Here is a 22,766-nt window from a genome sequence, read left to right as displayed (position 1 = left end):
CCAATGTATAATTTTCATTTGATTTATCTCATTTCAAGATAGATGCCATGAACCTGAAACAGATCCGCTATGCGCTGGCGGTGGCGGAAGAACAGAGTTTCACCCGGGCGGCACAGCGCTGCCATACGGTGCAGTCGGCGCTCAGCCACCAGATCGCAAAACTGGAAGAAGAGCTGGGCTGTACGCTGTTTGAACGCACCTCGCGCCGGGTGCGGTTGACCCCCGCCGGCCAGGCTTTCATTCCGTCGGCGCAGCGCCTATTGGCGGCGCAGCAGGCGCTGGTGGAAGAGGTGACCGCCGCCGGCGATGCGATGTCCGGCACCCTGACCATCGGCACAATTTCAACCATAAACGCGATTGATCTGACCGAAAAGCTCGACAAGTTTCATCGCCACTATCCGGCGGTGAACATCCGCCTGTACGTTGGCATGAGCGAAGCCCTGCTGGAGGATGTGCGTCAGCAGAAGTGCGATATGGCGTTCGTCGGCATCTGGCCCGGCGATGTCGATTTACTGCCGATGTCGCACCGGCAGTTGACCGATGAGCCATTGGTGGCGCTGGTGGCGCCGCAGCACCCGCTGGCTAATCGCGAGCGGGTGAACCTGCAGGCGTTGGCGGAAGTGCCGCTGGTGGATTTCTACAGCGGCACCGGCGCGCGACGCCAAACCGATCGCGCCTTCCAGGCGGCGGGTATCCGCCGGCACGTCAGTTTTGAAATCGATCATATCGAATGGCTGGAGAATCTGGTGCGGCGCGGATTGGCGGCGGGTATCGTACCTGTCTCGACCGCGCAACGCTTAAGCGCGCTGGTGTCGATTCCGATTGAAGACGGGCCGCGGCGCCAGGTGTATTGCATCTGGCCGCAGCCCTTGTCGAATGCCGCCGCACGTTTTTTACAGTTCAGCGGCATCGATATGGCGGGGTAGGGGCGCGGCAAAGGCGGCGCCCCTGAACGGTTACGACTTCGCCGCTTCGGCGGCGGTTTTCACCCAGCCGTCGAAGGTCGCCTGGTGCGCCTTGATCCAGCCGTTAACGTGGTTCTGGATATCGGCTTCCGAAGCCTGGCCTTCATGCATGCGCAGGTTTTGCGCATTGATGTCGGCGATCGGCAGCTTCATGATGGCGAACAGCTTGGCGGCCGCAGGATTGGCTTCGGCCCACTGCTTGTTGGCGGCGATGCGCATGGTGTTGACCGGGAAGCCGTAGTTGGCGCCGTTAGGCAGCTTGGTGTCGACGTTCTTCTGCTCGCCCGGCAGCGAAGAGAATGGCACCTGCAGCCAGACCACGTCGCGGCCCGGCACCATCACATCACTGACCCAGTACGGTGTCCAGGTGTAATACAGCACCGGTTTGCCCTCTTTGTAGCGGGTGATGGTGTCGGCGATCATCGCCGCGTAGTTGCCCTGGTTGTGCTCGACGGTATTGCTCAGGCCATAGGCCTTGATGTGGTGGTTGATCACCGCTTCGCAGCCCCAACCCGGGGTGCAGCCAGTCAGATCGGCCTTGCCGTCGCCGTTGGTGTCGAACAGCTTGGCGATCTTGGGATCCTTGAGCTGTTCGACGTTGGTGATGTGATACTGCTCGGCGGTTTTCTTGTCGATCAGGTAACCCTGCGCGGCGCCGTTGACGTAGACGCCTTCACGGTAGAACTTGGCGTCGCCGCCGGCGGCCTTGTACTGATCGGCGTGCAGCGGGTCCCAGTTGACCGCGATAAAGGTCGCATCGCCGGAGGCAATGGAGGTGTAGGCGACGTTGTAATCCACTTCACGCGGTTCCTTCACGTCGTAACCCAATTTCTCCAGCGCCTTGCTGACCAGCAGCGTCTGGAACGTCTCTTCGGAAATGGTGCTTTGCACCGGCTGTACCGCGATCCCCTTGCCGGGTAAGTCTGCCGCGATGGCGCTCTGTGAGCCAATCAGCGTCGTCAGGGCGAGAGCCCAGATGCCCGTGGTGCGCATAGTGTTTCCCTCTTTCGATGTGGTGGTGTCATAGCCCGCCGGGGCCGCAGCCGCCGGCGGGAAAAGCGTCAGGCCTGTTTGATGAACGGGCGAGTCAGCAGCCCGATGGGGCCACGGCGATACCAGCGGCCGATGCCCTTGCTGCGGCGATCGCGCCCCAGCGATTGGGTGAGGCGATCGAGAATGATCGCCAGGATCACGATGCCGACCCCGCCGACGGCGGCCAGGCCCATGTCCAACCGGCCGATGCCGCGCAGCACCATCTGCCCCAGACCGCCGACCGCGATCATCGAGGCAATGACCACCATCGACAGCGCCAACATCAGCGTCTGGTTCACGCCGGCCATGATGGTCGGCATCGCCAGCGGCAGCTGCACCTTGAACAGCAGCTGCCGCGGGCTGGCGCCGAAGGATTCGGCGGCCTCGATCAGATCTTCCGGCACCTGCTTGATGCCCAAAATGGTCAGGCGCACGATCGGCGGCAGCGCGAAGATAATGGTGACCACCACGCCCGGCACGTTGCCGATGCCGAACAGCATGACGATTGGCACCAGGTAGACGAAGGCCGGGGTGGTTTGCATCGCGTCGAGCAGCGGCCTTATCACCTTGGCGGCGTGCTTGCTGCGCGCCAGCCAGATGCCGAGCGGCAGGCCGATAAGAATGCAGAAGAACAGCGCGGTCAGCACCAGCGCCAGCGTAACCATCGCCTGCGACCAGGCGCCGATGGCGCCGATGGCGACCAGGGAGAGCAGCGTGGCGGCGCCCATGCCGAGGCCCGAGACCTGCCAGGCGAGCAGCGAGAACACCAGAATGGCGATCGGCGCCGGCATGCCCAGCAGCAATTGCTGGAAGCCACTCAAGATCATATCCACCGGCACGCGAATGCCCTGGAACAGTGGACGGAAGTGCAGCACCAGCCAGTCGATGCCTTGCGTGACCCAGGAGTCGAACGGCACCCAGGCCTTATGGAACGGGTCGAGCAGGCTGAAGTGTTCAGGCTGCGCCGGGGCGCTGCTGAGCCAATCTGCGCCTTGTCCGGCGGCGTCATGAGCGGCCGGCGGCGGCGCGCTGGACCAGGCGTCGCCGGCGTTGGCGGCGACATCGTGAGCGGGTGCGGCGCCGGCATCTGCCGGTGCGGTAGCCCAGGGATCTTGGGTTTGCGTGGTATCACTCATTGGTTGAGCCCTCCTTGTCCAACGCCTGCAGCAGCATGGCTTTGGAGATGATGCCGAGATAGTTATGTTCTTCGCTCACCACCGGCACCGCGCAGGGCGCCTGGGCGACCAGGGAAATCAGATCGCTGAGCGGCGTATCGGCCGGCACGGCGGCAGGGGCTTCGAGCAGGGCATCGTCCAGCGTTTGATTGGCGGACAGCGCCTTTTTCAGCGACTCTATCGACACCACGCCAATAAATTTCTTCCCGCGTTCAACAACATAACCATAATCACGGTCCTCATCGCGCAGCAGCTGCAGCGCCGATCGGGGGCCAAAGCCGGGGGTTTTGCGGATCAGCGTCACCGGGCGCCGTTGGGCGATATCCTTGGCGCTGAACACGTGACTGATGTCCACGCCGCGGAAGAAGGTGCGCACATAGTCGTTGGCCGGGTTGTTCAGGATCTCGTCCGGTGTGCCGACCTGGATCACCTCACCGCCCTGCATGATGGCGATGCGATCGCCGATACGCATCGCCTCGTCCAGATCGTGGGAAATAAACACGATGGTGCGCTGATGCTGGGCCTGTAATTTCACCAGCTCATCCTGCATTTCGGTGCGAATTAACGGATCGAGCGCAGAGAAGGCCTCGTCCATCAATAATATATCCGGGTTATTGGCCATGGCGCGGGCTAATCCTACGCGCTGGCGCATACCGCCGGATAATTCATCTGGATAAGACAGCGCATAATTCTCCAGCCCGACCTGACGCAGGGCATCCAGCGCTTTTTCCTGACGTTCCTGCAACGGTATGCCGGCTAATTCCATACCAAAGGCAGTATTATTCAGGACGTTCATGTGCGGCATCAGCGCGAATGATTGAAATACCATGCTGATCTTATTTCGCCGCACGGTGCGCAGCGCGGTGTCGGATATTTTGGCGATGTCCTCACCGTCGATCAGTACCTGGCCGCGGGTGGGTTCTATCAGACGATTGAGAAGGCGTACCAGGGTGGACTTGCCGGAACCGGAGAGCCCCATGATGACAAATATCTCGCCTTCTTCAATGGCCAGAGTGGCGTCTTTTACGCCGAGCGATAAGCCGGTTTTTTCAAACAGCCGATCTTTTGTCAGACCTTTATCCAGCAGTTTGAATGCGCGTTCCGGGTGTTCGCCAAATATCTTATACAGGTTCTTTATTTCGAGTTTAATTGCCATGCAATTTGCTGTTTCCTCTGGTTTAATTAACGCGTTATGGGCTGTCCTTAGCAAAATAAAAGAGCTTTTTACCCTAACACAGTGAATATCTGAGACAACCCTCAATGTCATTTAAATGGGATATTAGTGGTTTACATCAAGGTTTTAATTAGCTATGGTAATTTGGCCCGTGACTCAAAATTGACGGCCGTTATTCGCCATAATGGTTTGGTTTTTGAGGAAATAACGCGGTGTGGGGCGATGAGCTATTTCGGTTTTACGCCTGCCGTTCGGATAATAAAAAACCCGACCAGAGGCCGGGTAAAAGTCATCAGTATTTCATCAGTTTTAACGACAGGTGCCGATATCGAGGGGGATATCGTCGAGCGCTATGTTATCGCCGTAATATGACAGCCAGATGGCAGCCTCAGGCCTTGCGGTACAGCCGCCGCGGATGGCCGATATTGCCGTACAACATCTCTACCCGCACGAACTGGGTGGCGACGCAATATTCCAGATAACGCCGGGCGGTGGTCTTGCTGATGCCGACCTGCTCCACCACGTCTTCCACCGCATGCGCTACCGTCGGCTGGGCGATAAACAGCGCCTGCACCAGCTCAAGGGTATTGGTTTCGATGCCTTTGGCGCTCGGCTCGCTGGAGAACTGCTTCGACTGCAGGTTGTACAGCGCATCGACGTTATCCTGATCGATGATCTTGAAGGTACGCTGGGTCTGTACGAACTGCATGAAACGTTCGAGCGAATTGCGCAGCCGCTTGTAGGACACCGGCTTGATGATGTAATCGAAGGCGCCGTTGCGGATCGCCTGGCTGCAGGTATGCATGTCGCTGGCGGCGGTGATGAAGATGACCGAACAGGCGGGGTTCTTCACCGCCGGCTCTTCCATCAGCTCGATGCCCTGGCCGTCCGGCAGAAAGTTGTCCAGCAGGATCAGGCGCGGCTGGTGCGCGTTGGCTTTGGCTCGCGCTTCGGCCAGCGTGGCGGCGTAAGCCACCACCCGCAGGTTGAAATTTTTCTCGATGAACTCCGCGTGCAGCGTCGCCAGTTGCGGCTCGTCTTCCACGATCAGAACGTCCAGTGCTTGGTGTGACATAATCGGGTGCTCAAAAAATCGGGTTATGGGTTTTATTTAGGGATAAATATAGAGAATATCGCGCCGTGCGGCTCGTTGTCTGACACTTCTATGCTGCCATGCGCCTGCGCCACGTGGCTGGCGACCAGATGCAGGCCGATGCCGTGGTCGCTTTTATCCGCTTTGGTGGTGACGCCCTGTTCAAACAGCGTATCACGAATCTCCTCGGCGATGCCGGTACCGCGATCCGCCACCTCGATCACCAGCTCGTCGCTACCGTCGCTGATATAGAGTTCGATCGCATCGTGCGGCGCCGGGCGGTGCAGCGTCGCCTCCACCGCATTATCCAGCAGGTTGCCGACGATCGACATCAGTTCGGTCTCATTCAGCGCCGCCGGGATCTGCCGCAGCTGGCAGGCCGGATCGAAGCGCAGCTCGATGCCTTTTTCTCTGGCGCTGGAATATTTGCCCAGCAGCAGGCCGCACAGCGCCGCCGAACTGAAGCGCTGCGAGATGAAATCGAGGATCTCCTGCGCGCCCTCCGACTGGGCTTCCACATAGCGAATAGCCTCGTCGTAGCGCTGCATATGCAACAGCCCGGCCAGCGTGGCGGTCCAGTTCAGCTGCTCGTGGCGCATGATGCGTAGGTTGTCGGCATAGCGTTTCACCTGGCTGAGCTGGCTGCTCAGGGTATTGATATCGTTCTTGTCGCGGAAGCTGATCACCCAGCCTTGCAGTTCCTGCTCCTGCATGATGCGCACCCGGCTGGCGATCACCCGCACGTGGTTGAAGCGGCACACCTCGTCGTGCGTATCCTGGCCCAGTTGCGCGGCGGCGAAGAAGTTCGGCTGCGCTTGGATCACGTCGCCGATTGGTCGGCCCAGCAAGCTGGCGGCGGGCTGGTGTAGATCCAATAGCTCGCGCGCCGCATGGTTGATGGTGATGATCCGCAATTGCGGATCGATGGCGATCACGCCCTCATAAATGGCTTCCAGCAGCGCTTTTTGCTGGCGCACCAGCAGCGCGATCTCTTTCGGTTCCAGCCAGAACATCTGGCGCTTGAGATTTTTCGACAGCAGCCAGGAAAAAACGAACAGGGCAATCAGCAGCAGCACGATAGAGCCGATAATTTGCGTCAACGTCCTGGCATTTAAATTATCGATATGCGATTTCAAATAACCGACGGAAACGATGCCGATCACCTGATTATTTTCATCCAGGATCGGCGCCTTGCTACGTAATGATACGCCGATGCCGCCCTTGCGAATGGAAATAATGCTTTTCCCTTCCAGCACCTCTTTATTATCGCCGCCGATCATCGGTGTGCCCAGGCGGCCTTCGTATTCGGAATGATAAAGATGGCGGGCATGATTATCGCCGATGACGATATAGCTGGCGTCGCTGCTGGCGCGGATTCTTTTCATCAGTGCGGCGATCCTGGCGGCGTCGTTGTTTTCCACCGCGTCCACCAGCGAAGGGATAAGGGCGATTTCCCGCGCCTGCACCTGGGCGCGGGCGCCGAGATCGCGGTGCAGTTGCGCATCCAACTGGTAATAGGTATAGGCGCCGATACAGGTCAGCAGCAGGCAGGAGAAGGCCACCAGGCACAGAAACAGTTTGATTTGAAATGAGAGTTTGAGGCGCATGGTGGAGCTTCACCGTAAAGAGATCCTGAAGCCTTACCCTATCACGATAAGCGGGGTCTGTAATATTGCGCTCGATCAACTTGTGATCCCTCACACGGGATTAGAGTGAACCGGACGAGAATTGTTCGTCTGCGATAAAGTTGATAAGCTTTAAAATAAAAACGGTATTAACACCATTAAAACCACGTTGGTTTTTACATAATCTTAATTAACCCCATAGAAACCATAACCACCATTAAAAACCCTTTTTAACTTTGAACATAATCACAGCAGATAATCCGTGCGCTTCTCTATGATGGCTGAACAAACTAATAAGAGGCCAGATTATGAGCACAACAGATGATTCTTACCTCGTAGCCAAAGACAAGACCGCCGATATTCCTCTGCGTGAGAAATGGTGGCGGATACTGGACAATTATAAAGTAGGGATTATTCCGTTACCGTTCTTTATTCTGGCCGGCGTATTGATTCTGCTCGACTGCCTGGAAGGCAAGTTGCCGAGCGATATCGTAGTGATGGTGGCCACCCTGGCGTTCTTCGGCTTCGCCTGCGGCGAATTCGGCAAGCGCCTGCCGCTGATCGGCAAAATGGGCGCGGCGGCAATCTGCGCCACTTTCATTCCTTCCGCGCTGGTGCACTATGGCCTGCTGCCGGACGTGGTGGTGGAATCGACCACCAAGTTCTACAAATCGACCAACATTCTGTACCTCTACATCTGCTGCATCATCGTCGGCAGCATCATGAGCATGAACCGCCAGGTGCTGATCCAGGGCTTCCTGCGCATCTTCATCCCCATGCTGTGCGGCGAGATCGTCGGCATGCTGGTGGGGATGGGCGTTGGCATGGCGCTGGGCCTGGAACCGTTCCAGATCTTCTTCTTCCTGATCCTGCCGATCATGGCCGGCGGCGTAGGTGAAGGGGCGATCCCGCTGTCGATGGGCTACGCGGCGATCCTACACATGGAACAGGGCGTGGCGCTGGGGCGCATTCTGCCTATCGTGATGCTCGGCAGCCTGACCGCTATCGTCATCGCCGGCCTGCTTAACCAGCTGGGCAAGCGTTATCCGCACCTGACCGGCGAAGGCAGCCTGATGCCGAGCAAGCAGGGCGACAGCGACATGAGCGCGGTGGAAAAAATCAGCGGCAAGGTGGACGTCAGCACCATCGCCTGCGGCGCGCTGTTGGCCATTCTGCTGTATATGGTGGGCATGCTGCTGCACCGTCTGATCGGCCTGCCGGCGCCGGTGGGCATGCTGTTCGCCGCCGTGGCGGTGAAGCTGGCGCACGGGGTATCGCCACGCATTCAGGAAGGCTCGCAGGTGGTGTACAAATTCTTCCGCACCGCCGTGACTTATCCGATCCTGTTCGCGGTCGGCGTGGCCATCACGCCGTGGCAGGAGCTGGTGGACGCGTTCACCGTACAGAATCTGATCGTGATCGTCACCACCGTCAGCGCGCTGGTGGCGACCGGTTTCTTCGTCGGCAAGAAAATCGGCATGCACCCTATCGACGTGGCGATTGTCTCCTGCTGCCAGAGCGGGCAGGGCGGGACCGGCGACGTCGCGATCCTCACCGCCGGCAACCGCATGTCGTTGATGCCGTTCGCCCAGATCGCAACCCGTATCGGCGGCGCTATCAACGTTTCGCTGTCGCTGCTGGTGTTGGCCAAGTTCTTCGTATAACTCCTATAAATCCTTAGCGTTACTTTGCCTTTCCCCGCCCCCGCGGGGATTTTTTTTGCCCGCGCGCCGGCCTGACGTGCGGGCGGGGATAATACCGGTTACGCTGCCTGTTTCATGGCGGCGTCATACCACGCGAAGTAGCGCTCTACGCCGCGACGGCCGGATTCGATCAGCGCGCGTTTCTTCTCCTCGCTGATGCCGAACTCCAGCGTGCCGACGTCGAGCGTATCGACATACACGGTGCGCTTCCAGTCATCGCTGTCCAGATGCACCTTGGTTTGGATGTCCAGCATCACGTTGGCCACCGCCAGGGTGAAATCAAACAGGTTGTTGACCGGCGTGCGCGGGCCGGCCTGACCGGCGGCCTGGGCGATTTCGCCGGCGGAGTCGAGGCGAAGGCCCAGGGTGCGGGTGTTGATGCGTTGGCTGGAGGCGTCGATGTAAGGCGGCGTGGCGGAGAAGTCATAGTCGAACAGTCGCACCGGGTAGTTGTCGATCATGCCGCCGTCGATGCACAGGTCGCCCAGAGTATTGTTCTTCGCCACGAAGGCGAAGGGGAACGACATCGAAATGCGCAGGCCGTCCGCCACTTTCATGCGCGGCGTGGTTCGGTGAGAATAAACCTCTCGCTGGCCGCTGTTGAGGTTGGCGCCGATAAAGTAAATCGACTTGAACCCTTTCGCCGCCTTCATCGCTTCGAACTGCTCGAAGGTGATATCCGGGTTGCCGGTATACTGCTTGATAATATCGCGTGACCATTGATAGAAATAATCGCCGGGCGCGATGCCGTATTGATTAAACAGGCGATAGGCATCCTGGATCGTACCGAAAAAGCCGCCGTTATAATCGAGGAATTTTTTAAAATCCATCGCCGACAGAATTTTGGTGACGTCCGCCGAGCTGCAGCCCAGGCCGACCAGCAGCGCGGCGATGGCGCCCGCCGAGGCGCCGGAGGTTTGCTTGATCTGCGGCATGATGCCTTTGGCTTCCAGCAATTCCAGCGCGCCGCCATAGGCGATGCCTTTTACGCCGCCGCCTTCAAAGACCAGATTTTCGAATTGATAGTTCATGATATTTCCTCACTCGTGGTTTAGGGAGTAAGAAAAATAACGAAGTGGCGAGCGAGAAAATATTGATTGGGGTTGTGTGAGTCGGCAAACAAAATTATTCACAATAAATATATTGTTCATATATTTATCAAAGGCATTTATTAAACAGGCGCATCGGGATTTTTGCGTCAATACTTAGCGCTGTTCAATTCTCGCAAGGAGTCATCATGTTCTGGAAACGTTGTCTGCTGGGCGCGGCGCTGGCCGTTATGTCATTACAGGCCGGGGCCGCCGCGCCGCAGGCTAAAACCCCGACGCCGGGATTTTATCGCATCATGCTGGGCAGTTTTGAAGTGACCGCGTTGTCCGACGGCATCATTCGTTTGCCGGCGGACAAGCTGTTGCTAAACACCACGCCGCAGCAGATCGCCGCCGGGTTGGCCGAGCGGCATCAAAGCCTGCCGGTGGTCACCTCGGTCAATGTCTATCTGATCAATACCGGCGATAAGCTGGTGATGATCGACAGCGGCGCCGGCCAACTGCTGGGCGACGGCCTGGGCAAGCTGGTGGATAACCTGCGCGCGGCGGGTTACCAGCCGGAGCAGGTGGATGAGATCTACCTGACCCACATGCACCCGGACCATCTCGGCGGCCTGACGCACGACGGCAAGGCGGTATTCCCCAATGCGGTGGTGCGCGCCGCCAGCCAGGACGCGGACTTCTGGCTAAGCGCGGACAAACTGAAACAGGCTAGCGCGGGCAGTAAAAGCAACTTCGAACGGGCTCAGGCGGCGATCAAGCCGTATCAGGCGGCCGGTCACTTTAAGCCGTTCAGCGGCGACGGTGAACTGTCGCCGGGCATTGCCGCCTTCGCCGCCCACGGCCATACGCCGGGGCACAGCGTGTATCAGGTGACCAGCCAGGGCAAGAAGCTGTTGCTGTTGGGGGATCTGATCCACGTGGCGGCGGTGCAGTTGCCGCATCCGAAGGTGGCTATCAGCTTTGACAGCGACGCCAAGGCGGCTGTCGCTCAGCGGCTGCGGATATTTGGCGACAGCGCGCGGCAGAGCGAACTGGTGGGGGGCGCACACCTGTCGTTCCCGGGGTTGGGGTATCTGAACCGCCAGGGCGACGGTTACACCTGGGTGCCGTTGAACTACGGCGCGCTGTAAGGGAGATGGCCGCCCAACGGGCGGCCATCGTAAGCGCCTTGGGGACATTGTTCGATAATTTGGGATGATGATGCCAGAGAATCGGGGCTTATTCGCCGTGATAAAGAGTGCATGATTAACGTTACCCTCGTCGTTTTCTTTAAGGATCTCCCGATGAATCAGAAAACTCCCTCCGTCGCCATCGTCACCGGCGCATCGCGCGGTATCGGCGCCGCCATCGCCGAGCGCCTGGCCGCCGATGGCTTTGCCGTCATCATCAACTATTCGGGCAACCCGGCGCCGGCCTATGAGCTGGTGGGCAAGATAGAACAGCGCGGCGGCCGCGCCTTGAGCATCAAGGCCGACGTCAGCGATGCGGCTGCGGTTGCCCAGCTGTTCGACAGCGCCGAACAGGCGTTTGGCGGCGTCGACGTTCTGGTCAATAACGCCGGGGTGATCGCGCTAGCGCCGGTGGCGGACATGCATGATGAAGACGTGGATCGCCTGCTCGACATCAACCTGAAAGGCAGCTTCAATGCGATGCGCGAGGCGGCGAAGCGCCTGCGCGACAACGGCCGCATCATCAACTTCTCTTCCAGCGTGGTGGGGTTGCTGCAGCCGGGTTACGGTATGTATGCCGCCAGTAAGGCGGCGATCGAAGCGCTGACCAGCGTGCTGGCGAAAGAGCTGCGCGGCCGCAATATCACGGTGAACGCCGTCGCGCCGGGGCCGACCGCCACCGGTTTGTTCCTCGACGGCAAAACCCCGGAGCTTATCGAGCGGCTGGCGAAGATGGCGCCGCTGGAGCGTCTGGGCACGCCGGAAGATATTGCCGCGGCGGTGGCGTTCCTTGCCGGGGCTGACGGCGGCTGGATCAACGGACAAACCCTGCGCGCCAACGGCGGCATCATCTGATTGACGACGCGCCGCCGCAGGATCGGGTATCCTGTGGCGGAACTCATCACATCAAGGGCAGCGTATGGCGGGCGACAATCAGCAATTCCAGCACGGCGTGAGATCGCCCTGCGTCAGCCTGTGCCGCATCGACGACGAAACCCAGCAGTGCCGGGGATGCCGGCGCACGCGGGCGGAAATCGCCGCCTGGCCGACCGCCAGCGACGCGGAGAAACGCGCTATTTGGCGGCAGCTTGAGCTGCGTCAATCGGTGAAATAATCCTCTGCATTATTGCGCTGTCAGACTTCATGTAGCACAATTGAGCTACATGTGATTGACCGACGTTGGGAGCGATTATGTCGACGACGACCATCCGTATTCCAGATGAGCTTAAAGCCCGAGTCACCGCTGTTGCCGAGCAGGCTGGCGTGACGTCTCACAGCTTTATTTTGCAGGCAATAGCGGAGAAAACGCAGCAAGAAGAGTTGCGCCGCGACTTTGAGAATGAAGCGGAAAAACGCTATGCCAAGATAATTGCGACGGGAGAGACGGTCTCTTGGAAAGAGATGCGCGGTTATTTGGAAAATTACGCAGCCGGTAACACTGACGCTGTTAAACCTCCGGTAAAAAAATTGGGGCGCTGATGGCAAACGTCGAGTTGGCGCCAGAGGTCAGGGATGATATCGAACGTATTCTCGCTCATTTGGCTCAGTATGGTGCCGTGGATCCAGGGCGGCGCATTCAGGAAATCATCCAGGCGATTGCGGTATTGGAACATAATCCATTGATCGGACGAGCCCTTGGCTCAGGGCTGCGTGAATTGATTATTGGGCAGCAAGTTCGCGGTTATTTGGCGCTCTACAAATATATCCCTGATATCGATACGGCGTTTGTTCTGGCGATCCGTAGTCAGAAAGAACAAGGGTATTGAATGCACGATACCGGCCTGAAAGACCGGTATCGCTGTCATGTTCTCAGAAGTCCCAGTCCTCATCCTCGGTGTTGACCGCCTTGCCGATGACGTAGGACGACCCTGACCCGGAGAAGAAGTCGTGGTTTTCGTCGGCGTTTGGCGACAGCGCCGACAGGATCGCCGGGTTGACCTCCGCCATCGCCGGTGGGAACAGCGCTTCATACCCCAGGTTCATCAGCGCCTTGTTGGCGTTGTAGTGCAGGAAGGTCTTCACGTCTTCCGTCCAGCCGACGCCGTCGTACAGCTCCTCGGTGTAGCGCACCTCGTTGTCGTACAGGTCCTGCATCAGATCGAAGGCGAAATTTTTCACCTGTTGGCGCCGTGCGGCGTCCACTTTCTCCAGCCCTTTCTGGAACTTATAGCCGATATAGTAGCCGTGCACCGCCTCGTCGCGAATGATCAGGCGGATCAGATCGGCGGTGTTGGTCAGCTTGGCGCGGCTGGACCAGTACATCGGCAGGTAAAAGCCCGAATAGAACAGGAACGACTCGAGGAACACGCTGGCGACCTTTTTCAGCAGCGGATCGTCGCTGCGGTAGTGCGCCAGAATGATGCCGGCTTTCTTCTGCAGCGCGCGGTTTTCCTCGCTCCAACGGTAGGCGTCGTCCACGTCCGGCGTTTGGCACAGGGTGGAGAAGATTGAGCTGTAAGAGCGGGCGTGCACCGCCTCCATAAAGCTGATGTTGGAGTACACCGCCTCTTCGTGCGGCGTCAGCGCATCGGCGATCAGGGCCGGCGCGCCGACGGTGTTCTGGATGGTGTCCAGCAGCGTCAGCCCGGTAAACACCCGAATGGTTAGCTGCTGCTCCTTCGGCGTCAGCGTGGCCCAGGACGGGATATCGTTGGACAGCGGTACCTTCTCCGGCAGCCAGAAGTTGGAGGTCAGGCGGTTCCACACCTCCAGATCCTTGTCGTCTTCGATGATGTTCCAGTTGATGGCGCGCACCAGCGGCGCCGATGTTACGGTTGTCATAAGTTGCCTCACAGCGCGCAGGACACGCAGCCCTGCACCTCGGTGCCTTCCAGCGCCATCTGGCGCAGGCGGATGTAGTAAATGGTCTTGATGCCTTTGCGCCAGGCGTAGATCTGCGCGCGGTTGATGTCACGGGTGGTGGCGGTATCGCGGAAGAACAACGTCAGCGACAGCCCCTGATCGACGTGCTGCGTCGCGGCGGCATAGGTATCGATGATTTTTTCCGGGCCAATCTCGTAGGCATCCTGGTAATACGCCAGGTTGTCGTTGGTCATGTACGGCGCCGGGTAGTAAACGCGGCCGATCTTGCCTTCCTTGCGGATCTCGATACGCGAGACGATCGGATGGATGCTGGAGGTGGCGTTGTTGATGTACGAGATGGAACCGGTCGGCGGCACCGCCTGTAGGTTCTGATTGTACAGCCCGTGCATCATCACCGACTGGCGCAGCGCGCGCCACTCGTCGCGGCCCGGAATGGCGATGTCGGCGGCGGCGAACAGCTCGCGCACCCGCTCGGTCTGCGGCAGCCAGTCGCGTTCGGTGTACTTGTCGAAGTACTCGCCGCTGGCATAGCGCGAGTGCTCAAAGCCGTCGAACGCGGCGCCACGTTCTATCGCCAGCCGGTTCGAGGCGCGGATGGCGTGATAGGCCACGGTATAGAAATAGAGGTTGGTGAAGTCGATGCCTTCTTCCGAGCCGTAGAAAATGCGCTCGCGCGCCAGGTAACCGTGCAGATTCATCTGGCCCAGGCCGATAGCGCGGGCGCTGCGGTTGCCCTCGGCGATCGACGGCACCGAGCGGATATCGCTCATGTCGGCCACCGCGGTCAGCGCGCGGATCGCGGTCTCGATCGCCTTGCCGAAGTCCGGCGCGTCCATGGTTTTGGCGATGTTCAGCGAGCCGAGGTTGCAGGAGATGTCCTTGCCGATGCGATCGTAGCTCAGATCTTCGTGATACGTACTGGCGCGGTTGACCTGCAGGATCTCCGAACACAGGTTGCTCATGTTGATGCGCCCGGCGATCGGGTTCTCCCGGTTGACCGTGTCCTCGAACATCACGTAGGGGTAACCGGATTCGAACTGGATCTCCGCCAGCACCTGGAAGAACTCGCGCGCGTTGATGCGCGACTTGCGGATACGCTTTTCGTCCACCATCTCGCGGTATTTTTCACTGACGCTGATTTCAGACAGCGGCGTGCCATACACCCGTTCGACGTCGTAGGGCGAGAACAGGTACATCTCTTCGTTGTTCTTCGCCAGCTCGAAGGTAATATCCGGGATCACTACCCCCAGCGACAGCGTCTTGATGCGGATCTTCTCGTCGGCGTTTTCCCGCTTGGTGTCGAGAAAACGCAGGATGTCCGGGTGGTGGGCGTTGAGATACACCGCGCCGGCCCCCTGGCGCGCGCCGAGCTGGTTGGCGTAGGAGAAGGCGTCTTCGAGCATTTTCATGATCGGAATGACGCCGGAGGACTGATTCTCGATGCGCTTGATCGGCGCGCCCACCTCGCGAATATTGCTCAGCATGAAGGCCACGCCGCCGCCGCGTTTCGACAGCTGCAGCGCGGAGTTCACCGCCCGGCCGATCGATTCCATATTGTCTTCGATGCGCAGCAGGAAGCAGGAGACCAGCTCACCGCGCTGGCGTTTGCCGCAGTTGAGGAAGGTCGGCGTGGCCGGCTGGAAGCGGCCCGAAATCATCTCCTCCACCAGATCCTGCGCCAGGGCGGTGTCGCCCGCCGCCAGCGTCAGCGCCACCATGCACACCCGGTCTTCGTAGCGTTCCAGATAGCGCTTGCCGTCGAAGGTTTTGAGCGTATAGCTGGTGTAGTACTTGAAGGCGCCGAGGAAGGTCTCGAAGCGGAATTTCTTGGCGTAGGCCTGCTGGAACAGCTGCTTGATAAACGGGAATTCATACTGCGCCAGCACCTGCGGCTCGTAGTAGCCTTCCTCCACCAGATAGCGCAGCTTTTCCTCCAGGTTATGGAAGAACACGGTGTTTTGGTTGACGTGCTGCAGGAAGTAGTGCCGCGCCGCCAGCCGATCTTTATCGAACTGGATCCGGCCTTCCGCATCGTAAAGATTGAGCATCGCGTTGAGCGAATGGTAATCCAGCGCGCCCGTCTCGGGCCTGGTCAGTTCTGTCGTTGCCAAAATGCGGTTACTCCCTGTCTAACGTTTTCAACGTCTTGCGTCGTGCCGAGCAGCTCGAAGCGGTACAAAAAAGGCACCTGGCATTTTTTGGCGATGATGTCGCCGGCGATGCCGTACGCTGCGCCGAAGTTGGTGTTCCCAGCGGCGATGACGCCGCGCAGGTATGAACGGTTTTGCGGAACGTTGAGAAAGCGGATCACCTGGATCGGCACCGCGCCGACGGCGCTGCCGCCGCCATAGCTGGGTACGATCAAGATATAGGGTTGTTCCATCAGCAATTTGCTGCGGGCGCCGGCGATCGGAATGCGGATCGCCGGCAGGCCCAGTTTCTCAACGAACCGATGGGTGTTCTCCGAACTGCTGGAGAAATAGACCAGCGGATTCATCGTCGAGCCTCAGCAGGTGAGCGCCAGCGCGCCGATTTTGTCCGGCCGGAAACCGGACCAGTGGTCGTCACCGGCGATAATGACCGGAACTTGCTGATAACCTAAGGATTTAACGTGGTTCAGCGCCTGCTGATCCTGGGTGAGGTCGATCACCTGATAATCAATCCCCTGTTTATCAAATGCGCGATAAGTGGCGTTGCACTGGACACAGTCCGGTTTACTGTAAATAATAATGCTCATGATTCGCATTTACCTTTAGGCTGAAGGAAAGGCGGGCAAGTCAGATAACGGAGCATCGTTCCTGGCGTTTCTGACGGCGTTATCAACCGAACGACATTCCCTGCGGTTGACTCATAAAATACTATATGTAGATATTTGTTTTATCAACCACGCTATATATGGTGTTTTGTGGGATTGAGTGCGCAGGCCGCGCTGGGGCTGGAAAAGGCGAGGGAAAAATTTTTTGCGGGTGAGAAATTCCCCCTCTCAGCGAAGAGGGGGAGTCGAGCGCATTACTGACGCATGCTGACGGCCAGACGATTAAAGGCGTTCATGATGCTGATGGCGAAAGTCAGATCGGCGATCTCGGTATCGCTGAAGTGCGCTTTCAGCGCCTCGAAAGCGCTGTCCGGCGCGCCGGTGGCGGCGATCAGCGTCACTGACTCGGCCCATTCCAGCGCGACGCGCTCGCGCTCGCTGAATTCATGGCTGACGCGCCAGCCCGCCAGCGTATCCAGCTTGGCATGGCTGAAGCCGCTTTCACGTAGCGCTTTGCCGTGCATGTCCAGGCAGTAGGCGCAGCCGTTGATCTGCGAAACGCGCATAAACATCAACTCGATGGTCGCCTTGTCCAGGGCGCCTTTCTCCAGCGCCATCAGCGCGCCCACCATATTTTTGTACGGGGCGGGCGCCAGCTCGGCATAGTTCAAACGTTGCTTAATCATGGTCAACCTCAATCGGTAGTAACGAAATCATGGCGCTACTTTAGCGGCCTTATGGTCTATGCTATAGGGCCATAAAATGATTATTTAACCGGGCCATGATGCCAACTTTCCTGACCTCGCTGCGGCTGGACAGCCGGCTCGCCGAGCCGCTGTACCGGCAGATTTACCAGCGGATTAAAGACGCCATTACCCAGGGCAGCCTGGCGGCAGGCAGCCGGTTGCCCTCAGTGCGCGGGTTGGCGAGCGATCTGGGCGTGGCGCGCGCTACGGTGGAAAGCGCCTACGCGCAACTTATTGCCGAAGGTTTCTTGCAGAGCCGCGGGCAGGCGGGCACCTATGTCTCGCCACAGCTGCCACACATGCCGCCGGGCGCGGTCCCCGCTGCGCCACCGCTGGCGGCAATGGCGCCCGATCCGCTGCAGCCGCAAGGCATGCTGCAGCCTTTCCAGCTGGGGGTACCGGCGCTGGACGCGTTTCCACGGGCGCTGTGGCAGCGCATTGTCGCCCGCCAGCTGCGCGGTTCCACGGTGGCTTCTCTGGCACTGCCGCCGGCCGGCGGCCTGCCTGAACTGCGTGAGGCGATCGCCCATTACCTGCATTTGTCGCGCGGCATCAGCTGTCGGCCGGAGCAAATTTTCCTCTGTGCCGGTTATCCGGCGTTGTTGGACTGGGTGACGGAGACGCTGTTACATGCCGGCGACGCGGTATGGATCGAAGATCCCGGCTATCCGGTCACGCGTCCGCTGCTGCTGGCCGCCGGCGTCAGGCCGGTCGCCGTGCCGGTGGATGAACAGGGCATGGACGTGGCCGCGGGTATGCTGACGGCGCCTGAGGCGCGGCTGGCGGTGGTGACGCCGACCCATCAAAGCCCGCTCGGCGTCTCGCTCAGCCTGGCGCGGCGCATGGCGCTGCTCGACTGGGCGCAGCAGCGCGGGGCCTGGATCCTCGAGGATGACTACGACAGCGAGTTTCGCTATCACGGGCGGCCGCTGCCGCCGCTGAAAAGCCTCGATGTTCAGGGTCGGGTGCTGTACGCCGGCACCTTCAGCAAAACGCTGTTCCCGGCGCTGCGCATGGCTTATCTGGTGGTGCCCGTCGGTCTGACGGAAACATTCGCGCGCAGCAGCCGGCTGCGTGGCTGCGGTTGCCCGCCGCTGCTGCAGGCCGGCGTGGCGGATTTTATCCGGCAAGGGCATTTCTATCGCCACCTGAAACGCATGCGGCCGTTGTACCGCCAGCGGCGCGAGTGGCTGACGCAGGCGTTGGAGCGGCAGCTGGGGGCGTGGCTGACGACGGTGCCGCAACAGGGCGGCATTCAGCTGTTGGCCCGGCTGCGCGACGGCTTGGCGGATGCGCCGTTGGCGGCGCAAGCCTGGCAGCAGGGGCTGGCGGTGCAGGCGTTGTCTGACTGGCGAATCGACCATCCGGTGGGGCAAGGGTTACTGCTGGGGTTCGCCAATTTCAGCCGGCGAGAGGAGGCGGAGCGGGCGGTACAGGGGCTGGCACAGCTGTTTAAACACGCAAATTAAACGGCCCGCGATTTCCGCGGGCCAGACGCACATCTGTTTTATCTTTATGACTGCAGGGGTGTTAACGCCGGGCCAGCAGCACGCCGAGCACGATGCCGACGGCGGCACCGATCCCTACGCCCTGCCAAGGTTTGTCACGCACATAGCTGTCGGCTTGATCGACGGCGTCGCGCGCATGCTGTGTCAGACTGGTGGAGCCATTGAACCGCGCCCGAGCGTCGCGCAGCACGCCTTTCGCCTTGCTGTGCAGCTCTTTCAGTTCCTCTTTGGTCTTGTCACCGGACTCGCGCAACACTTCATCCAGCGTATCGGCCAACAGAGTGACGTCCTGATCGATATCGCGTTCTGTTCTTTCCGCTTTCTTAAACATTCAGCTCTCCATTTCGACACATGTCTTTTAAGTGTAGACCATGCCGAGATTTGTGTGGCCGATCACGGAAAAAAACCGCCGTCACGCAGGTGTTTGCCGGCGCGTGGGCTTTGTACATTTGGTTACTCGGCGAAACCAATCACTCACGGAAGCGGCGGTTTGATTCCACTAGTATCTGTTTCAACGGCTCCACCGGGGCTTACCGAAACAACACTCTGAGGATTTAAAGATGAAAAAAGTATTAGCGCTGATCGTTGCTGCCACTATGGGTCTGTCTTCTGTTGCTTTCGCTGCTGATACCGCAGCTACTGCTCCGGCTACCACCACCGCGCCAGCTGCGACCACCACTACCGCTGCGCCAGCGGCTGCTGCTGAAAAAGCGCCAGCTAAAGCAACGCATCACAAGAAAGCCAAGCACCACAAAAAAGCGCCAGCCCAGAAAGCTCAGGCCGCTAAAAAGCACCACAAAAAAGCGCCAGCTCAGAAAGCCCAGGCTGCTAAAAAACACCACAAAAAAGCGCCAGTGCAGAAAGCTCAGGCCGCTAAAAAACACCACAAAAAAGCCGGTAAAAAAGCTTAATTAAGTGATGGTTGCGGAACCGGAAGGTTCCGCACTCTCCAGCCCGTATTCCAGACACCCGGTTCTTCCGGGTGTCTTCTTTTGAGGCGACGCACGATGATCCATCGCTATCTGTTTGAAGTCATTTTCAGCGCGGTAACCCTGTGTGGGGTGATCGTCGGTTGGGAATTGTTTTTGGCCGGCAGCTTCCTGTGATCATTGCGCTGCGGCAGTTTCGTGCAAATGCCGCCAGCCGAGCGCGTCGGGCAGGCGTTCAAACACCACCGTGGAGTAGCGCAGCGTGGCGCTTTGTCCCGGCAGACTCTGTTTTTCCCGGTAGCTGACTACCGCGCCCGTCGGCCATTCGGCCACCAGCTTCATCTCTTCTATCTCGATTTCCAATCCCGGTTTGGCGGCGCGATGCGCGCGGAAAAAAGCGCACAGCGCGGTGAAATCCAGCGGCGCGCCGTTCAGCGCGATCATGCTGAATTCCGGCGTAAAGCGCGCCAGCAGCGCTTGCTCTTCTCCGGCGCCTTTGCCCAGCCAGCGTTCAATGGCGATGTGGGCGTCGATCACTTCGGTAAAATACGGGTTCATAAAGCATCCTGTTGAGCGTTGAGTTGGCGCACGATGGCGCGGTTGGCGAGGCGCAGGCACAGCAACAGCGGGATAAATACGCTGGCGCCCGCCAGAATGAAGCAGGTTCGGTAGGCCGCCGCGGGCGGCAACACGGTCAGCAGCAGATTCAGCAGCAGGCTGAGCAGCGCCACGCCGAGGCAAAAACTGAGCTGGCGGTTGATGTTCCACAGCGCGCTGGCGTCCGCCAATTGGCCGTCGGGGATCTGCAGGAACGCGCTGCTCTGTGCGGTGCTGCTGCACAGGCTGCCGCCAAACCCCATCAGGGCGAAGGCGGCAATCTGCAACGCGTGCTGCCCGGCCAGGTCGATCTGCGCCAGCGTCAGCATGCCGGCGCCTTGCAACAGACAGCCGGCGATCAGCAGCGGCCGCGGGCCGAGGCGGTTAAAGCTTTTGCCGGTCAGCGTGATGGCCAGGAACGACGCCAGCGCCCAGGGCAGCATCAGGCCGCCGACCTGTGCGGCGGGCATCCCCAGCTGGTTTTGCAAATACAGCATCGCCACCAGGCTGACGCCGATGAACAGGCCGGGAATGCACAAATAAACCGCCATGGCGTTGCGCAGCAGCGGATCGGCGACCAGCCGCAGGTTCAGCAGCGGCTGCGGGGTACGCAGGCTATGGCGCAGATAATAGGCCAGCACCAGCAGACCGGTGGCCAGCAGCGCCGCGCCGGAAGCTTGATGGCCGGCTTCGCTCAGCCGGGTCAGGCCGAGCAGCAGCAGCGTCAGCGCCGCGCAGGCGCTCAGTAATCCTGTCGCGTCGAGCGGTTTGCGCGCCGCCGTCGGCGTTTCCGCACGCAGCCACAGCGCCGCCAGCGCCAGTGCCAGGGCCGCCAGCGGCAGGTTGGCGAAAAACACCCAGCGCCAGTCCAACCGATCGACGAGCCAGCCGCCCAGCGCCGGTGACAGCGCCGGTGCCAGCAGCCCCACCAACATGATGGCGGCCGACAGCCCGGCGCGTTCATGGCTGCGGTACAGCTGATAGGTCAGCGTTTGGCCGATGGGGATCAGCAAGCCGCCGCCCATGCCCTGCAGGGTGCGCCAGCCGATCAGCGCGCCGATGCTGTCGGCGTTGCCCGCGCCGAGGGTGGCCAGCATGAACAACGCCAGCGACAGCAGAAACACCCGCCGTCCGCCGATGCGCTGCGCCAGCCAGGCGCTGAGCGGGATCACCAGCGTCAGGCCGAGAATATAGCCGTTGCTGACCCACGCCAGTTGGCTGACCGACGCCCGCATCACCTGGCCGATGGCGGGGTAGGCGACGTTGGCGATAAACATATTGATCAGATCGACGAAAAAGCCGAGCAGATAGACGATTGCCACTTTGCTGCGATAAGACATGGTGCCTCCGGTTGAAGGCGAGCAGTGTATCGGGGGGAAAAGTGCGGATAAATCGGCGGCGGGCAATTACACTGTCAAAATGATTTTGACAATAAGGGCGACGAAATGCTGAATTTGCAGCGTCTGGCGATCTTTGCGGCAGTGGTGGAAGCGGGCAGCTTTACCGCGGCGGCGGCGGCGCTGGGACAAACCAAGGCGGTGGTGAGCTTTAACGTCAAGCAGCTGGAGAACGAGCTGGGGGTGTCACTGCTGGCGCGCAGCACCCGGCGGCTGTCGCTGACCGATGCCGGCGAACGCTTCTACCAGCGCAGCCTGCAGCTGCTGCAGGAGGCGGAAAATGTGCTGGACGACGTGCGTCGCGATCATCACGGGCTGAGCGGCGTGCTGCGTATCACCAGCACGCCGGAGTACGGCGCCCAGGTGGTGGTGCCGGCGCTGGCGGCATTTTCGCGACAGCATCTGCGGCTGCGCATCCAGCATGTCTCTTCTTCTTATCATGCCGATCTGATCTCTGAGCGCTTCGACGTGGCGATCCGTCTGGGCCAACTGGCGGATTCCAGCCACCGCGCGGTGCTGATCGACAGCTTTGCCATTTTTCCGGTGGCGTCGCCGGGTTATCTGGCCGACCGGCCGATTCATTCGCTGACGGATCTGGCGCAGGCGCAGTGGATCGCCCACAGCCGGCTCAGTTCGCCGCTCAGCTGGCAGGTGGTCACGCCGCAGCGCGACGCGGTGCTGTTCAAGGTTGCGGACGCCGCCACGCTTACCGGCGACAGCGCTGCGGCATTGTTGGCGTTCGCCCTGCATGGCGCCGGGGTGGCGCTGCTGCCGGCGTGGCTGGCGCAGCCCGACATCGATGCCGGCAGGCTGCAGCGGTTACTGCCGGATCACCGTTTCCCTGAGCAGAGCATCTATGCGCTCTACCCGAATACCCGTCACGTGCCGGAGAAGGTGCGGGCGTTTATCGATTTTCTGCGCGCGCGGGTGGCGGCAAAATCGTTAGCGAAATAATAATTCGTTATAACTCTCTCATTTATCATCAAATCTCATCGGGGTATGCTGGAGGGCTTCGTCTACCCC

25 protein-coding genes are annotated in these 22,766 nt (G+C 59.8%); 11 read left to right on the top strand and 14 right to left on the bottom strand.

The annotated features are described in order from the left end of the window. Positions 1 to 47: 47 nt before the first annotated feature. A complete protein-coding gene (locus FOT55_RS25290; RefSeq protein WP_147824215.1) occupies positions 48 to 926 on the top strand; it encodes a LysR family transcriptional regulator in 879 nt (292 codons plus the stop codon). Between the two features lie 30 nt (positions 927 to 956). On the opposite strand, the gene proX is transcribed toward FOT55_RS25290, so the two are convergent. The 3 genes from proX to proV form a co-directional block, all read right to left on the bottom strand. Next, the gene (gene proX / locus FOT55_RS25285) at positions 957 to 1,958 is read right to left on the bottom strand and encodes a glycine betaine/L-proline ABC transporter substrate-binding protein ProX (RefSeq protein ID WP_025303998.1); all 1,002 of its coding nucleotides are present in this window, start codon (positions 1,956 to 1,958) and stop codon (positions 957 to 959) included. A gap of 68 nt (positions 1,959 to 2,026) precedes the next feature. Then, positions 2,027 to 3,133, bottom strand: a complete 1,107-nt coding sequence (proW, locus tag FOT55_RS25280) for a glycine betaine/L-proline ABC transporter permease ProW (protein WP_043143799.1) — start codon at positions 3,131 to 3,133, stop codon at positions 2,027 to 2,029. Further along, on the bottom strand, positions 3,126 to 4,328 hold the full coding sequence (gene proV / locus FOT55_RS25275; protein ID WP_147824214.1) for a glycine betaine/L-proline ABC transporter ATP-binding protein ProV: 1,203 nt from the start codon (positions 4,326 to 4,328) through the stop codon (positions 3,126 to 3,128). The genes proW and proV overlap by 8 nt, the downstream gene beginning before the upstream one ends. Before the next feature lie 126 nt (positions 4,329 to 4,454). Here proV and FOT55_RS25270 point away from each other — a divergent pair, with 126 nt between their 5' ends. Then, positions 4,455 to 4,718, top strand: coding sequence for a hypothetical protein (locus tag FOT55_RS25270; protein ID WP_127146528.1), 264 nt, complete (start codon positions 4,455 to 4,457; stop codon positions 4,716 to 4,718). Between the two features lie 16 nt (positions 4,719 to 4,734). Here the strand turns inward: FOT55_RS25270 and FOT55_RS25265 are convergent, their stop codons facing one another. Next, positions 4,735 to 5,421, bottom strand: a complete 687-nt coding sequence (locus FOT55_RS25265) for a response regulator (RefSeq protein WP_025303996.1) — start codon at positions 5,419 to 5,421, stop codon at positions 4,735 to 4,737. Between the two features lie 32 nt (positions 5,422 to 5,453). Then, positions 5,454 to 7,046: an ATP-binding protein gene (locus FOT55_RS25260; RefSeq protein ID WP_147824213.1), complete on the bottom strand. Its 1,593-nt coding sequence runs from the start codon at positions 7,044 to 7,046 to the stop codon at positions 5,454 to 5,456. A 326-nt stretch (positions 7,047 to 7,372) separates the two neighbouring features. Between FOT55_RS25260 and FOT55_RS25255 the strand changes: the two genes are divergently transcribed. Beyond that, positions 7,373 to 8,728: a 2-hydroxycarboxylate transporter family protein gene (locus FOT55_RS25255; RefSeq protein WP_049205223.1), complete on the top strand. Its 1,356-nt coding sequence runs from the start codon at positions 7,373 to 7,375 to the stop codon at positions 8,726 to 8,728. A gap of 98 nt (positions 8,729 to 8,826) precedes the next feature. Here the strand turns inward: FOT55_RS25255 and FOT55_RS25250 are convergent, their stop codons facing one another. Continuing rightward, the gene (locus FOT55_RS25250; RefSeq protein WP_025303993.1) at positions 8,827 to 9,798 is read right to left on the bottom strand and encodes a patatin-like phospholipase family protein; all 972 of its coding nucleotides are present in this window, start codon (positions 9,796 to 9,798) and stop codon (positions 8,827 to 8,829) included. Positions 9,799 to 10,004: 206 nt separating this feature from the next. Here FOT55_RS25250 and FOT55_RS25245 point away from each other — a divergent pair, with 206 nt between their 5' ends. From FOT55_RS25245 to FOT55_RS25225, 5 genes are all read left to right on the top strand, one after another. Beyond that, positions 10,005 to 10,949 (top strand): MBL fold metallo-hydrolase, encoded by a 945-nt coding sequence (locus FOT55_RS25245; protein WP_147824212.1) that lies wholly within the window; start codon positions 10,005 to 10,007, stop codon positions 10,947 to 10,949. Positions 10,950 to 11,102: 153 nt separating this feature from the next. After that, a complete protein-coding gene (locus tag FOT55_RS25240) occupies positions 11,103 to 11,843 on the top strand; it encodes an SDR family oxidoreductase (RefSeq protein WP_049205218.1) in 741 nt (246 codons plus the stop codon). Between the two features lie 64 nt (positions 11,844 to 11,907). Beyond that, entirely contained in the window at positions 11,908 to 12,102 is a 195-nt protein-coding gene (locus tag FOT55_RS25235) for a DUF1289 domain-containing protein (RefSeq protein WP_049205216.1), read from the top strand. A 77-nt stretch (positions 12,103 to 12,179) separates the two neighbouring features. After that, a complete protein-coding gene (locus tag FOT55_RS25230; RefSeq protein WP_049205214.1) occupies positions 12,180 to 12,467 on the top strand; it encodes a CopG family ribbon-helix-helix protein in 288 nt (95 codons plus the stop codon). Next, entirely contained in the window at positions 12,467 to 12,754 is a 288-nt protein-coding gene (locus tag FOT55_RS25225; protein WP_043138388.1) for a type II toxin-antitoxin system RelE/ParE family toxin, read from the top strand. Before FOT55_RS25230 ends, FOT55_RS25225 begins: the two co-directional genes overlap by 1 nt. Positions 12,755 to 12,797: 43 nt before the next feature. Here FOT55_RS25225 and nrdF read toward each other — a convergent pair whose 3' ends face one another. The 5 genes from nrdF to FOT55_RS25200 form a co-directional block, all read right to left on the bottom strand. Then, positions 12,798 to 13,769, bottom strand: coding sequence for a class 1b ribonucleoside-diphosphate reductase subunit beta (gene nrdF / locus FOT55_RS25220; RefSeq protein ID WP_033639549.1), 972 nt, complete (start codon positions 13,767 to 13,769; stop codon positions 12,798 to 12,800). A gap of 8 nt (positions 13,770 to 13,777) precedes the next feature. After that, entirely contained in the window at positions 13,778 to 15,922 is a 2,145-nt protein-coding gene (nrdE, locus tag FOT55_RS25215) for a class 1b ribonucleoside-diphosphate reductase subunit alpha (protein WP_147824211.1), read from the bottom strand. Next, positions 15,904 to 16,308: a class Ib ribonucleoside-diphosphate reductase assembly flavoprotein NrdI gene (gene nrdI, locus FOT55_RS25210; protein ID WP_004928930.1), complete on the bottom strand. Its 405-nt coding sequence runs from the start codon at positions 16,306 to 16,308 to the stop codon at positions 15,904 to 15,906. The genes nrdE and nrdI overlap by 19 nt, the downstream gene beginning before the upstream one ends. Before the next feature lie 9 nt (positions 16,309 to 16,317). Next, entirely contained in the window at positions 16,318 to 16,548 is a 231-nt protein-coding gene (gene nrdH / locus FOT55_RS25205) for a glutaredoxin-like protein NrdH (protein WP_004928934.1), read from the bottom strand. 272 nt (positions 16,549 to 16,820) lie between these two features. Continuing rightward, positions 16,821 to 17,252 (bottom strand): carboxymuconolactone decarboxylase family protein, encoded by a 432-nt coding sequence (locus FOT55_RS25200; protein WP_025303985.1) that lies wholly within the window; start codon positions 17,250 to 17,252, stop codon positions 16,821 to 16,823. Between the two features lie 95 nt (positions 17,253 to 17,347). Between FOT55_RS25200 and pdxR the strand changes: the two genes are divergently transcribed. After that, positions 17,348 to 18,781, top strand: coding sequence for a MocR-like pyridoxine biosynthesis transcription factor PdxR (pdxR, locus tag FOT55_RS25195; RefSeq protein WP_147824210.1), 1,434 nt, complete (start codon positions 17,348 to 17,350; stop codon positions 18,779 to 18,781). A gap of 61 nt (positions 18,782 to 18,842) precedes the next feature. On the opposite strand, the gene FOT55_RS25190 is transcribed toward pdxR, so the two are convergent. Then, positions 18,843 to 19,151, bottom strand: a complete 309-nt coding sequence (locus FOT55_RS25190) for an ElaB/YgaM/YqjD family protein (RefSeq protein WP_004928950.1) — start codon at positions 19,149 to 19,151, stop codon at positions 18,843 to 18,845. Between the two features lie 229 nt (positions 19,152 to 19,380). Between FOT55_RS25190 and asr the strand changes: the two genes are divergently transcribed. Continuing rightward, positions 19,381 to 19,731 (top strand): acid resistance repetitive basic protein Asr, encoded by a 351-nt coding sequence (gene asr, locus FOT55_RS25185; RefSeq protein ID WP_004928953.1) that lies wholly within the window; start codon positions 19,381 to 19,383, stop codon positions 19,729 to 19,731. Between the two features lie 195 nt (positions 19,732 to 19,926). Here asr and FOT55_RS25180 read toward each other — a convergent pair whose 3' ends face one another. Beyond that, a complete protein-coding gene (locus tag FOT55_RS25180) occupies positions 19,927 to 20,307 on the bottom strand; it encodes a DUF4440 domain-containing protein (protein WP_043138374.1) in 381 nt (126 codons plus the stop codon). Beyond that, positions 20,304 to 21,686 carry an MFS transporter gene (locus FOT55_RS25175; protein ID WP_025303982.1) on the bottom strand — a complete coding sequence of 461 codons (1,383 nt, stop codon included), beginning with the start codon at positions 21,684 to 21,686 and terminating at the stop codon, positions 20,304 to 20,306. The genes FOT55_RS25180 and FOT55_RS25175 overlap by 4 nt, the downstream gene beginning before the upstream one ends. Positions 21,687 to 21,791: 105 nt before the next feature. On the opposite strand from FOT55_RS25175, the gene FOT55_RS25170 reads away from it, so the two are divergent. After that, entirely contained in the window at positions 21,792 to 22,697 is a 906-nt protein-coding gene (locus FOT55_RS25170; RefSeq protein WP_147824209.1) for a LysR family transcriptional regulator, read from the top strand. The last annotated feature ends 69 nt before the right edge of the window (positions 22,698 to 22,766 follow it).

It is taken from the genome of Serratia bockelmannii (assembly GCF_008011855.1).
Lineage (GTDB): Bacteria > Pseudomonadota > Gammaproteobacteria > Enterobacterales > Enterobacteriaceae > Serratia > Serratia bockelmannii.
The sequence above is the reverse complement of the archived record's forward strand: the minus strand, read 5'-3'. Positions and strand labels throughout refer to the sequence as shown.